Genomic DNA, 12,180 nt, shown 5'->3' on the forward strand with positions numbered 1-12,180 from the left:
CGCATTAGGGTGCGGGATGTGCAGCCGCCTCTGGTTCTCTTCGACCTCGACAACACCCTCGTGGACCGGCGGGGAACGCTCGCCGACTGGACCGCAGGGTTCACCGCCCAGCACGGCCTGGGGGACGAAGATCAGGCGAACGTCCTAGACATGGTGGCCGAGCGGGCCTATCCGTTCACCTTTGACGTGATCCGCACTCGGTACCGGCTACCCATGTCGACTGCGGAGTTGTGGCGTGCGTACTGCACCGACATCGCGGCCTTGGTTTCGTGCCAGGCCGAGGTCCTCGACGGCTTGGAGGAGTTGCGTGCGGCCGGCTGGCGAGTGGGGGTGGCGACCAACGGTGCGGTGGACATCCAGAGAGCCAAGCTGCGGGCCACCGGTATCACCGAGAGCGTGGACGGCGTTTTCGTCTCAGAGGAGGCCGACGCTCGCAAACCGCAGACCCGGCACTTCGCCCTGGCGGCGGCCCGCTGCGGCACTGTGCTGAGCGACGGCGGCTGGATGGTCGGCGACAACCCGGTCAACGACATCGGCGGCGGACGCTCAGCGGGGCTCAACACCATCTGGATCGGCAACGGCCGCTCCTGGCCGCCGGACGCCCCTGAGCCCGACCACACGGCGCCGCACGCACGCGCCGCCATCGACCTGCTGCTTCTGCACTCCGCCGGCGACACGAGGACCACGACATGACGTACACCGTCGGGCTGCTGCACCCCGGCAGCATGGGATCCGCCTTCGGCGCCCAACTGCGCGCCCGCGGCCACCTCGTGCTGTGGTGCCCCGACGGGCGTAGTGACACAACCCGTCGCCGGGCCGAGCACGCGGGCCTCGAACCCGAGGCACTGCCCGAGCTCGTCTCCCGCTCCGACGTGCTCCTCTCCCTGTGCCCTCCCGCCGCAGCGGAGGAGACCGCCGCCCAGGTAGCCGAGCTCGGCCTGGCCGACGCGGGCACGATCTATGTTGAAGCGAACGCCGTCTCGCCATCGCGCGTGCAGCGCATCGCCGACCGCCTGGCCCCGATGCCGGTCATCGATGCCGCCGTAGTCGGATCGCCTCCGGTTGGCGGCAAGTCCCCGACGCTCTATCTGTCTGGCCCCGGCGAGAAGGCCGACCGAATCGCCGAACTCTTCGCCGGCACCGACGTGCAGACCCATGTTCTGGGCGACAGCATCGGCAAAGCCTCCGCTCTCAAGCTCGCGTACTCCAGCTATCAGAAGGTCTCCCGTGTGTTGGCCGCCGTGGCATACGGGGCGGCGGACACGTACGGTGTCGCGGACGAGCTGCTAGTGATCGCGGCGAAGCGCACCCGCAGCTACCTCGTGGAGACCGATTACATCCCCAAGACGGCCGCACGTTCCTGGCGTTGGGGCCCAGAGCTTGAGGACGCGGCGGCTCTGCTGGCCGACGCCGGGCTGCCGGACTCCCTCATGCATGCCGCCGCTGTGACGCTCGCCCGGTGGGACGGCAACAGAGACGAGCGCCTGGATATCGCCGAGGCGCTGGAAGCCCTGCGCGTCGGGGGAGACGCGGACAACCTGAGTTGAGCAGGGTGTATTGCGCCGAGTCAGTCAGGGCTGAGGTGACGTGGCACGGACGATGTCGTCGATCCTCTGTGCGGCTTCATGGGGTGCCGTCGCATCCGTGTCCACGTGCAGCTCCCACTGAGCCTGAGGATGGGCCGCAAGATCGGCTTGAGTGGCGTCCCACGCGGCCAGCCGGGCCGCCGTGTCGGCGTCGCCCCGCTGGGGTGAGCGTCGGGCGGTGGTCTCCTTGGAGCACCACAGCAGAACACGCACCCAGTGCGCCGGGAAGAGGGCGGTCACCTGCTCTGTCCCCACCACCTGACCGAGGTGGACGACAGGGATCCTGCCTCCCTCCATGGCCTGTTCGAGGCCGGGCCGGTCGACGACGTAAATGTTGCCGTACTGGTCGTTGCGGTAGATGACATCGCCGCGTGCCTCTAGTTCGGCCAACTGCTCCGGTGTGCCCATCCGGTAGCCCTTGGTCTTCCCGGTCCCGATCTTCAGTCGGGTGAATGGCACGTACCGCGCGTCGAGTTCGGTGAGTGCGGCCGTGATCGTGTCCTTGCCTGCGGCCGGCGGCCCGTACAGCAGGATGCCCTGCCTCACGGGAACATCGTCCCGAAGACCTGGCGTACCTGGTCCGTGAGTGATATCGCGGCGCCGAGCCGGTTGTCGACAACCAAGTGCGGCACGACGGGGCGCAGTTCGAGATCGATCCCGCTGGCGTACGTGTCCCAGTTCTGGAGTTTCCAGCTGTCCCTGGCGGCGGACCGGAAGCTGATGTACTCGTGCATCGTGTCGAGGTCGCACTGAATCCAGACGACAGCGACGGTGACGCCACGTGCTTCGCAGCGGTTGATCAGGCGCCGCATCCACCGAGGGTCGGTGGTCTCGGCGATGAAGGGGGCCGAGAGGACGGTGCTGATCGCGCAGTCGACGTTCGCGTACGCGGTCTCCAGCAGGCACTGGTACTCCAGCGGGCGGACCTTCTCCCGGTAGAGGTCGGTGTGCCGGTCGTTGGGCTCGCTGCCCATTTCAACAAGGAGGCGCTCGACGAGCGGGCGCGTGATCGGGTCCTTGTCGAGGACGGGCCATCCGGTGAGCTGCGACAGGAAGCGGGCGAACTCCGACTTCCCGCTGCCCGCGTAGCCGCCGACCATCATCAGCGTCGGCCGGTTCGGATCACCGCCGGTGTGACGCCGCTTCCAGGCATCGATGATCCGCTGCTGGACGCCCATGCCGTCGGCGTCCTCCGCGCTGGGTGCCAGCTGGTGCAACGCCCGTTCCACGGCTAGGACATGGGCGCCGTTCTGCGGTTCGCTCGACGCGGTGAACTTGAGCTTCGTGGCCTCGTCGGGCAGAGCGTTACGGAAGCCGAGCTCAGGCTCGGTCGCGCGGTACAGCAGGCAATACGCGCGACGGTAGTGCGGCCCGGGATAGACCTCACCCTGCTCGTGCTGCCACAGCGTCTGAAAGTTGGCGGCCGGCACCGTGAGCCCCGCGGCCCTGGCCACCTCGCGCACCTGCTCACCCGCGCCTTCGAGCGTCAGGCCGTGCGCCTCGCGCTGCTGCCTCAGCTTGTCCGGGCGCCACCCTGGGCGACTCTTACCCACCGCGCCTATCGCCTGCCCATCCCTGGTCATGATCCGGAGCTTAAGTCTGCCTGTCATGAACCCGTGTGTAAGCGGATGTTGAAAAGTCAGACCAACCGGCCATGAGCTGCTGATGAGCAGCTTCGGCAACAGCTTGTGATACTCCGCACACCCCCGAGCCGCTGTCATGGTCACACCGACGCGGCGATCGCTTACCCGCCTCGGTCTCCAGTATCCGTACGAGATCGGAGGGGCTCCGCCGTGGCTGTCGATCTGCTGCCCGCGTCGTCGCAAGTAATGCCGTTCTCTTCGTCTCACGGGCCTTCCAAGGGAGCGATGAACGGCCGCAGGTAGGGAATTCCCGACTGCTGAACTTGCAGTAACCGTGCACTGCAGCCTTTCGGTTTGTAGTGGCGTGCGCTCAAAAACTCACCGCATTCGCCATGCCTCCTGGGCATACTTGAAAAGGTGGTCCCGTGATAGCGAAGCATCATCTCATTGTGGTCGGTTTCGATGAGATCGTCGCCAACAAGTACCTTCCCTGCATCAAGGGTGCTGTCCAGTCAGGCCATATCGACTCCTACTCCATCATCGACCTGGAGTGCCAGAGGTCGGCAATCGAGCAGCGAGTACAGGCTGTTGACCTGAAGCCGCGAGGAATCGTCTACCTCCCGGACTCCGATGCCAGGGTGCGGGAGACTCCGCAGGAAATCATCGCAGCGGCAGTGCGACGTCTCCGTACGCCAGGAATACCGACGAAGGTATACATCGCCACGGAAGTACGGGCGCATGAGGCATACCTTCGGTTCTGCGTGGAGAACCACATCAACTCGCTTGTTGAGAAGCCCGTGTTGGCGCCCATGGTGGATGGCCGCTTCAAACCGTCGTACATCACCAAGACCATGCAGGAGCTCATCGGGGTCTCTGTCGACTCTCCGGCGGAGCACTCGGTCATGACCCTGAGTCGGTACCACCCGATCTACAACCAGAGGGTCATCGCGTCACTCAGAGAGAGAATGGAGAGATGGGAGGCACCCCTGACTTCCTTCCATCTCCGGGCAGCTGGCGGAGTATGGAATCTCCAGCGCGAGTTCGAGAGCCGCGACGATCACCCGTACAAGTACGGCTACGGGATGATGATGCACGGCGCGTACCACTACGTCGATCTCGCGACGCAGATCCTCTCGCTCAACTCTGCCCTGTTCCCTGAGCTCCAGTTCAAACTGGAGCTCAGCGGCTTCGGCGCGTTCCCCATCGACCAGCATCAGCGGATGTCCCGGCCGATCACGAGGAGGTTCCAGGACTGCGATCCGCTCTGGGCAGATGACGCCGACGACGGCTTCCGGTTCGGCGAGACCGACGTAACCTCCACGTTCCGTCTCGTCGACATCGCGTCGGGCAGAACGGTCTCGCTCGGCACGCTGTCCTTCGAGCAGACCACTCCGTCGATCCGGAACTGGGACGAGCTCCCGCCAGAGCTCTACAACGTGAACGGCCGGACTTCGAGCGTCGACATGGAGGCCCAGATCTCGACGCTGTTCTCCACGCACGTCCACTGCTACGACATCCCTCGTGGTGCCAGCGCAGACGGGATCGACGCCTTCGCCCGTGTGACCACGCGCGCCAACGCCACCCTCCTCCGCGACGAGCAGTACGTGTCGGAGGAGTCGTTCGACGGGCTGTTCCACAGCGACAGCAACCGTCAGCTGATGGAGCACTGGCTGAACGGCGCGGAGGAGCGGAGCTCCCTGGCCAGCCACCTCCTCCCGATGAAGGTGACCGAGGCGCTCGCCTCGGCGGTCCTCACTCCGGGCCGCCTGATCGAGGTCCCGTTCTAGTGGCTCGCAGTGCCCATCTCACAGCGACTGAGGAGGAGTTCAATGGCTGACCTGGTGTCGAAGGCGTCCGTACATGCCTTCTACGTGGATGCGATCCAGCGAGGGAGGAACACAGCGGAGAACCTCCAGGCCCCGATCTCTGAGCGGTTCAACCTGGTCTTGGACTCAATCGGGGAAGGGACTCCGCGGACGGCCTTAGACCTTGGATACGGCGCGGGGAACTACACCATTGCCATGGCGCGGGCAGGGTACAAAGTGGTTGCCGTCGACCAGGTCCCGAGCAGCGTGCTCTTGCTGCGCCTGGACGGGCAGGAGGACTTGGCCCAGCGAATCGACGTACGTGAGTTGCTCGTTGAGGAGTACGCGATTGACCGGAACTTCGGGATAGTCGTCGCCAAGGACGTACTGCATTACCTCGCAGAACCCGACGTCGAGTCCGTGCTGGAGAGCGCGGTCGCCAACGCGCGGTCAAAAAACTATCACTACCTTGAGGTCTTCACGTCGATCACCCGCAGATCCGCAGAGGGCCGGCTCCGGCAGATCGAGGGCGAAGCAGGCTACTCGCCCGAGTCTTTCCAGCGCCTCATCGAGCGTGTCTACCACGGGTGGGACGTCACGCTGCTCTGGGATGAGCACGCCGAGACAGACAGCCGAACCGGGGCCAACTGTTTCGAAGCGGTCCGCGCCACCGTCATTGCGGCAAACACGTCGGCCTGATCAGTGACAGGGAGATCATCGTGAAGTCGACCATGCCAGCAGGGATCAGTTTCGTCATCCCCTGCTTCAACTCGGGCGATTACCTCATCGAGGCCGTGGATTCCCTCATTGGGCAACCGCACGTGTTCCCGTACGAGGTCCTGATCGTGAATGACGGATCGGACGATGAGAGCACTCTCAGCGCGATCGCAGCATGTGGCGAACGACCGGAGGTACGGGTAATCTGCCTCGGTCGCAGCGGGCACCACGCGGCCAGGAATGCTGGTGTCGAAGCCGCGGGCTTCGAGTACGTCATGCAGCTCGATGCCGACGACCGCCTCGCCACCGCTCCGGAACTCCTCGCAGACGGCAGCTATCCGGACCGCGCGGTCGAGATCCTCCGGACACACGACCACGTGGCCTTCGTGCACACGATGTCCCGCATGATCGGCGAATTCGAGGGCCTCACCATCTCCTCGTATCCGTGCCGGGAGGAGCTGGTGCTGCGCAAGCACCATGTGCCCACTTCGATCGTCTACCGCCGCGACGACGCGATCCACGGCGGCATGTATGACCCGCAGGTACTGAAGTGGGGGGACTGGGCGTTCGCCGTGAACCTCCTCGCCGGGCGTTTCCGCAACGGAGCGCACAACGCCATCGTGTGCATCTCCGGCCCGCTGCACGAGTACCGGGTGCACTCGCGCGGCCGGCGCGTGTCCAACGCCGCGATCTCCGAGTTCGACATGACCCTCCTCGTGGTCGAGAAGAACCTTGACCTGTTCCAGCACCACTTCCAGCGCGACGGCAGTGCAGAAGACATTGCCCGCGACGTCCTTGCGTCGAAGCCCTCTCGACTCGACGACCTGATTCGCATGGCCACGCACGACGTCGAGCAGGCCCTGACGGTCGCTCGCCAGAGGGAGTTCTCCCTGTCGAGTCCGTTCGAGTGCCTGGGAATCCCGTAGCCGCCGCACACTCAAGCAAGAAGCCCCGGACCACGGTCCGGGGCTTCTTCGCTGGCCTGGCCGTTAGGCAGACGGCAGATTGTCGATCTGGGTCTGGAGACGGACGATGTCCTCCTCTGCCTTGGCGAGGCGGGTGCGGATCTTGTCGACCACGTTGTCCGGGGCCTTCGCCAGAAACGCCTCGTTCCCGAGCTTGCCCGTGGCCTGGGCCTTCTCTTTCTCGGCCGCCGCGAGGTCCTTGGCGAGACGCTTGCGCTCGGCCGCGACATCGATCGTGCCGGACAGGTCGAGTGCGACCGTGGCGCCGGCGACGGGGAGCGTCGCGGTGGCGTTGAAGTCGTCGCCTTCCGGCTGGAGGCGCAGCAGTTGGCGGATGGCGGCCTCGTGGGCAGCGAGCTGCGTGCCCGACAGGTCCAGACGGGCCGGGACCTTCTGACCCGGCTGCAGACCCTGGTCGGAGCGGAAGCGGCGGACCTCCGTGATCACCTGCTGGAGGTTGTCGATCTCTGCCTCAGCCGCCGGGTCGCGGAATCCGCTGTCCGTCGGCCAGTCGGCGATCACGATGGATTCGCGGCCGGTCAACGTCGTCCAGAGGCTCTCGGTGACAAACGGGACGACCGGGTGCAGGAGGCGCAGGGTGACGTCGAGGACCTCGCCCAGCACGCGGCCGGAAACCTTCGCCTGCTCGCCGCCCTCGAAGAAGGTCGTCTTCGACAGCTCGACGAACCAGTCGAAGACCTCGTCCCACGCGAAGTGGTAGAGGGAGTCGGCGAGCTTCGCGAACTGGTAGTCGTCGTAGTACGCGTCCGCCTCGGCGACGGTCGCGTTGAGCCGGGACAGGATCCACCGGTCCGTGGCCGAGAGCTTCTCGACGGGCGGGAGGTCGCCCTCGATCGTGGCGCCGTTCATGAGCGCGAAGCGCGTGGCGTTCCAGATCTTGTTGGCGAAGTTCCGGGACGCCTGGACCCAGTCCTCGCCGATCGGGACGTCCGTGCCGGGGTTGGCGCCCTTGGCCAGGGTGAAGCGGACGGCGTCCGAGCCGTACTTGTCCATCCAGTCCAGCGGGTTGACGGTGTTGCCGAAGGACTTCGACATCTTCTTGCCGAACTCGTCGCGGACCATGCCGTGGAACGCGATGGTGCGGAACGGCACTTCGCCGTCCATGGCGTACAGGCCGAACATCATCATGCGGGCGACCCAGAAGAACATGAGGTCGTATCCGGTGACGAGCACGGAGTTCGGATAGAACTTCTCCAGGTCGGGGGTCTGCTCCGGCCATCCGAGCGTGGAGAAGGGCCACAGGCCGGAGGAGAACCACGTGTCGAGGACGTCCGTGTCCTGGGTCCAGCCCTCGCCCGTCGGAGGCTGCTCGTCGGGGCCGACGCAGACCGTCTCACCGTTCGGGCCGTGCCAGACCGGGATGCGGTGGCCCCACCACAACTGCCGTGAGATGCACCAGTCGTTGAGGTTGTCGACCCAGTCGAAGTACCGCTGGGACATGTCGCCGGGGTGGATGTTCACGCGTCCGTCGCGGACCGCGTCCCCGGCCGCCTTGGCGAGCGTCTCGACCTTGACCCACCACTGCAGGGACAGGCGCGGTTCCAGCGTCGTCTTGCAGCGCGAGCAGTGGCCCACCGAGTGGACGTACGGGCGCTTCTCGGCGACGATCCGGCCGTCGGCGCGCAACGCGGCGACGATCGCGGAGCGGGCCTCGAAACGGTCCAGGCCCTCGAACGGACCGTGCACCGTGATGACACCGCGCTCGTCCATGACGGTCAGCGACTCCAGGCCGTGGCGCTGGCCGATGGCGAAGTCGTTGGGGTCGTGGGCCGGGGTCACCTTGACCGCGCCGGTGCCGAACTCGGGGTCGACGTGGGTGTCCGCGACGACCGGGATCGTGCGGTTGGTCAGCGGCAGCTTGATCTGCTTGCCGATGAGCGACGCGTACCGCTCGTCGTCGGGGTGGACCGCCACTGCGGTGTCGCCGAGCATCGTCTCGGCGCGGGTCGTCGCGACGACCAGGGTCTCGTCGCCCTCGCCGTACTTGATGGAGACGAGCTCTCCGTCGTCGTCCTGGTAGTCCACCTCGATGTCCGAGATGGCCGTCAGACAGCGCGGGCACCAGTTGATGATGCGCTCGGCGCGATAGATCAGGTCGTCATCGAACATCTTCTTGAAGACGGTCTGCACGGCCCTGGAGAGACCCTCGTCCATGGTGAACCGGTCACGGCTCCAGGCGACACCGTTGCCGAGGCGCTTCATCTGGCCGGCGATCTGCCCGCCGGACTCGGCCTTCCACTGCCACACGCGGTCGACGAAAGCCTCACGCCCGAGGTCGTGGCGGGACTTGCCCTCCTTGGCAAGCTCACGCTCGACCACGTTCTGCGTGGCGATTCCGGCATGGTCCATGCCCGGCTGCCACAGCGTCTCGAAGCCCTGCATGCGCTTGCGGCGGGTCAGGGCGTCGATCAGCGTGTGCTCGAAGGCGTGCCCGAGGTGCAGGGAGCCGGTGACGTTCGGCGGCGGGATGACGATGGTGTACGCGGGCTTGTCACTCTTTGCGTCGGCCTCGAAGTAACCGCGGTCTACCCAGCGTTCGTACAGCTGCCCCTCTACCTCGGCCGGCGCGTACTGAGTCGGCAGTTCGGGGGAGCTGTTTAGCCCGCTGTCGGGGCGCTGAGTGTTGTCGGTCACGACGGCCATTCTAGGGGCCCGGGGTCTCTGCCTTCGCCGGACTTTCTCTCCGAGCGCAGTCCCTGGCCAGGGCATGAAAGTGGCCGCACGAAGGCAGTCCAAGTGTGACCAAGAACGCTCTCGTGCGACCGTGAACCAGTTTACCTGCTTCGGCTACTGCCGGATCGCCCGATTGCAAAGATCTCGGCGTCGGAGGAAAGCTCGACTGTCGTCCGTGCTGCTTCTGTCGTGATCGGGGCGGGGCCACTGGCGGGGCGGCCGTGTGCTGGGGCAGCAGGCTCGGCAGACAGGCCGGCGATCTGACTCACACACCGGAGGAGGACGTCGCTGACGGACTCGGCGGTGTCCAGGTCCCGAGTGGGCAACTGCTTCGGTCGGCAGTTCACATGAGCCACGACCGGCCTGGTGGACGTGGGTGATGATGGCAGCTGTACGCCCGGACCGCCCGATCGGATCATGAAGCCCAGTCGTGACCCAGGGCGAGTCGGCCAGCCCGATGCATTTCGCGCTGCTCAGTGATCCACCGCTCGACCTGGTCTACGGATTTCGTGACCGGCTGGTCCGTGGTGTCGAGCAGTTGAGTGCGCCATCGGGGATCATCGGCGTGCCACCTGGTCCAGCGCTGCCAGGCCATCGCGGGCCAGCTGTTGTCGATGACGACGTCGGGCCGGTGACGGGGGTCGAGAGCGTGCTTCCGGTGCCATGCGGCCCAGCCGATGAAGGCGTCGACCGCCGGAGCGTCCCACCGGCCGGGGTCACGCTCGGCGAGTCGAACGCGCCGGACCTCGTCGGCGACATCGACCAGGCATACGGCGATGCCGTCCAGTAGTGGCGCGGAGGGCACGGCGAGGACTTCGCCCAGGGGAGACTGCCCGGTGAGTAGAAGGTCAACGCCGCGATCCTGGTACTCCAGCGCGCGTCGCACCCACATCTCGGTCATTCGATGGCGCCAGTGAAGGTCGGCGCCCTCTGGCACACCGAGTTCATCGAAGTCGTGCACGACGATCGGCCGGAGTCTGCCAGCTGTGCCGTTGGCGAGCGTCGTTTTGCCCGAGCAACTGGACCCGGTGAGCTTGAACAACATTGCACCAGGGTGCCAGCGCCTCGGCACCTCCCTCGACCGGTTTCTTTGTGCACCCGCCTCCGTCGGCTGCTGAGCAACGCAACATCCACCCGGCCAGATCCAGCCCAGTCGCGGGCATGGCTACCAGCGGGCACTGGTAGCCGTGCCCGCTCCGCGTCTACCGCCTGGGCTGATGGTGGGGTGCCACTGCATCAGTTCGCCGGGGCAGACAGGAAAGATCCTGCAAGGACTGGTGTGCTGCTGCAAACCATGTCAACGTACAACGTCTTAGCGTAAAACCCCCTGAGCCCACGGAGGCGCCCCTGCACCCGCACCACCCCAGCGATCCCTCCCGTTCCGACTCGTCGGACCCGGTGTACTGGGTCACTCCCCGCCACCTGGCCGGTGACGACGGCGTACTCGCCGAGCGGATCAGCGACACCCTGACCGGCCTCGGCTGGCGCATGTGGCCCACGGCCCGCCACACCCTGCTGTACGTGAGCCCGGACGGGCTGCGCGGCGCCGAGTGGATCCTGGCGGCCTACCCGTTTGAGCTGGGCGGACTGCCCGTTGCCTGGCAGCTGAGTGCCCGCCTAAATGCCGCCTCCACAATGGCGGAGTGGAACGCATACTTCACCAGCAGTGTCCCGTACGAGGCGCTCGCTGATCTCCTCGTCGCGCTCGACGCCCGTGAGGCGCCGGACGTCGGTTGTGCGGGGCCCGACACGGTCGTCAACGCACTCAGCGCGCGGGGCTGGGTCCGCGACGTGGACCGGCCCCACACCACCGCCATCGACCCCGGGTTCGCCTCCAGCGTCTCCCTGGAGATGCTGCCGCCGCTGATCGAGGACGCCGATCCGCGTCCCGACCTGGTGGGTTGGCAGGCATGGGCGCAACCCGTTCTGCGCGCCCCGTATTTGTGGTGTGCCAGCTTCAGCGCGAGCGTCCCGCACGATCTGGTCGCCGCGTTCGCCTCGTCGCTCGCCTCACCGGACCCGGTGCCTCGCCGCACGCTGCCCGAGAGCGCCGAGGGCCGGCTCAGCGTCGTCCGCCGCGGCTGACGATCCGCGAACTGGAGTGGCTCGTGCTGCTCGTCGCCGCTTGGCCTGAGTTGCACGTTTCCTCTGCCCGTCAGATGACAGAAATGGAGACTTCGTGTTCCGACGGCGTGCTCGCGCCGACCGTGAACTCCGTGAGGCCCAGCGTGAGGCGCTCGCGCTGATCCGGATGCACGCGCGGCAGCCACTGCCGTTCGACAGCGTCCAGGCACCGGCGTCGGCTGGGTCGAGTTCGGAAGCGATTGTGCCGGACTTACCGTCGGCAGATCTGTGGGCCCCGTCCCGGCAGGATGTCGAGGAGTGATGATGCGCTGGATGCAGCCGCTCGTCATCGAGGGCGAGGTCCGTATCAGTAACGGCAGGCCAACGTGGGGAAGGCGGGCCCGAAGACTCGCCTTCCTCACGCTCGATCTACCTTGTTGCCCGTACCAGGATTTGCCCGGCGGCCCCCTGCGGCAACGCTTCGCGTCCCCTCCTTGGTCACGAAACGGGCAACAAGCCTCCGATATCAGGACAGTTGGCAATCGGTCCCTCCACACTGGCCGGAATCAAGAAGCTGACCGGCAGGGGGAAGGGTGGCCGTATTAGGTGGAATACGTGCGGCTCGCGGACGGCAGTCAGACGGTGACCACGGCCGTCGTCAGCGTGATTCTTGGGGGCATCATCCTCTTCGCGATCGTCGCGAAGGTCGCCGAGAATCTGCCGGCCCTCGCCCGGCCAAGCCCAGCGATCTCGAATTCCCCTGATG

Annotated in this window: 10 protein-coding genes; 6 read left to right on the plus strand and 4 right to left on the minus strand. The window is 66.2% G+C overall.

Going from position 1 to position 12,180, the window contains the following annotated elements:
- Positions 1-18 precede the first annotated feature (18 nt).
- Positions 19-693, plus strand: a complete 675-nt coding sequence (locus tag OG734_RS26430) for an HAD family hydrolase (protein WP_330289972.1) — start codon at positions 19-21, stop codon at positions 691-693.
- On the plus strand, positions 690-1,547 hold the full coding sequence (locus OG734_RS26435) for an NAD(P)-dependent oxidoreductase (RefSeq protein ID WP_330289973.1): 858 nt from the start codon (positions 690-692) through the stop codon (positions 1,545-1,547). The genes OG734_RS26430 and OG734_RS26435 overlap by 4 nt, the downstream gene beginning before the upstream one ends.
- Before the next feature lie 24 nt (positions 1,548-1,571).
- Here OG734_RS26435 and OG734_RS26440 read toward each other — a convergent pair whose 3' ends face one another.
- Positions 1,572-2,132 (minus strand): phosphotransferase-like protein, encoded by a 561-nt coding sequence (locus OG734_RS26440; RefSeq protein ID WP_330289974.1) that lies wholly within the window; start codon positions 2,130-2,132, stop codon positions 1,572-1,574.
- Positions 2,129-3,169: an AAA family ATPase gene (locus tag OG734_RS26445; protein ID WP_330289975.1), complete on the minus strand. Its 1,041-nt coding sequence runs from the start codon at positions 3,167-3,169 to the stop codon at positions 2,129-2,131. The genes OG734_RS26440 and OG734_RS26445 overlap by 4 nt, the downstream gene beginning before the upstream one ends.
- 425 nt (positions 3,170-3,594) lie before the next feature.
- On the opposite strand from OG734_RS26445, the gene OG734_RS26450 reads away from it, so the two are divergent.
- The 3 genes from OG734_RS26450 to OG734_RS26460 are packed head-to-tail and all read left to right on the plus strand — an operon-like array spanning position 3,595 to position 6,617.
- Positions 3,595-4,956, plus strand: a complete 1,362-nt coding sequence (locus OG734_RS26450; protein WP_330289976.1) for a hypothetical protein — start codon at positions 3,595-3,597, stop codon at positions 4,954-4,956.
- Between the two features lie 42 nt (positions 4,957-4,998).
- Positions 4,999-5,673, plus strand: a complete 675-nt coding sequence (locus OG734_RS26455; RefSeq protein ID WP_330289977.1) for a class I SAM-dependent methyltransferase — start codon at positions 4,999-5,001, stop codon at positions 5,671-5,673.
- 20 nt (positions 5,674-5,693) lie between these two features.
- Positions 5,694-6,617 carry a glycosyltransferase family 2 protein gene (locus OG734_RS26460; protein WP_330289978.1) on the plus strand — a complete coding sequence of 308 codons (924 nt, stop codon included), beginning with the start codon at positions 5,694-5,696 and terminating at the stop codon, positions 6,615-6,617.
- Positions 6,618-6,680: 63 nt separating this feature from the next.
- Here OG734_RS26460 and OG734_RS26465 read toward each other — a convergent pair whose 3' ends face one another.
- Together OG734_RS26465 and OG734_RS26470 are read right to left on the minus strand one after the other, a co-directional pair.
- Entirely contained in the window at positions 6,681-9,311 is a 2,631-nt protein-coding gene (locus tag OG734_RS26465; protein ID WP_330289979.1) for a valine--tRNA ligase, read from the minus strand.
- 454 nt (positions 9,312-9,765) lie between these two features.
- Positions 9,766-10,395, minus strand: a complete 630-nt coding sequence (locus OG734_RS26470) for a hypothetical protein (protein WP_330289980.1) — start codon at positions 10,393-10,395, stop codon at positions 9,766-9,768.
- Between the two features lie 353 nt (positions 10,396-10,748).
- Between OG734_RS26470 and OG734_RS26475 the strand changes: the two genes are divergently transcribed.
- Positions 10,749-11,435, plus strand: coding sequence for a DUF317 domain-containing protein (locus tag OG734_RS26475; RefSeq protein WP_330289981.1), 687 nt, complete (start codon positions 10,749-10,751; stop codon positions 11,433-11,435).
- Positions 11,436-12,180 lie beyond the last annotated feature (745 nt).

This window comes from Streptomyces sp. NBC_00576 (assembly GCF_036345175.1).
GTDB lineage: Bacteria > Actinomycetota > Actinomycetes > Streptomycetales > Streptomycetaceae > Streptomyces.

Coding starts and splice junctions, on each gene's coding strand:
- OG734_RS26435 (WP_330289973.1), top strand. CDS start 690: ATGACGTACACCGTCGGGCTGCTGCACCCCGGCAGCATGGGATCCGCC.
- OG734_RS26445 (WP_330289975.1), bottom strand. CDS start 3,169: ATGACCAGGGATGGGCAGGCGATAGGCGCGGTGGGTAAGAGTCGCCCA.
- OG734_RS26455 (WP_330289977.1), top strand. CDS start 4,999: ATGGCTGACCTGGTGTCGAAGGCGTCCGTACATGCCTTCTACGTGGAT.
- OG734_RS26470 (WP_330289980.1), bottom strand. CDS start 10,395: ATGTTGTTCAAGCTCACCGGGTCCAGTTGCTCGGGCAAAACGACGCTC.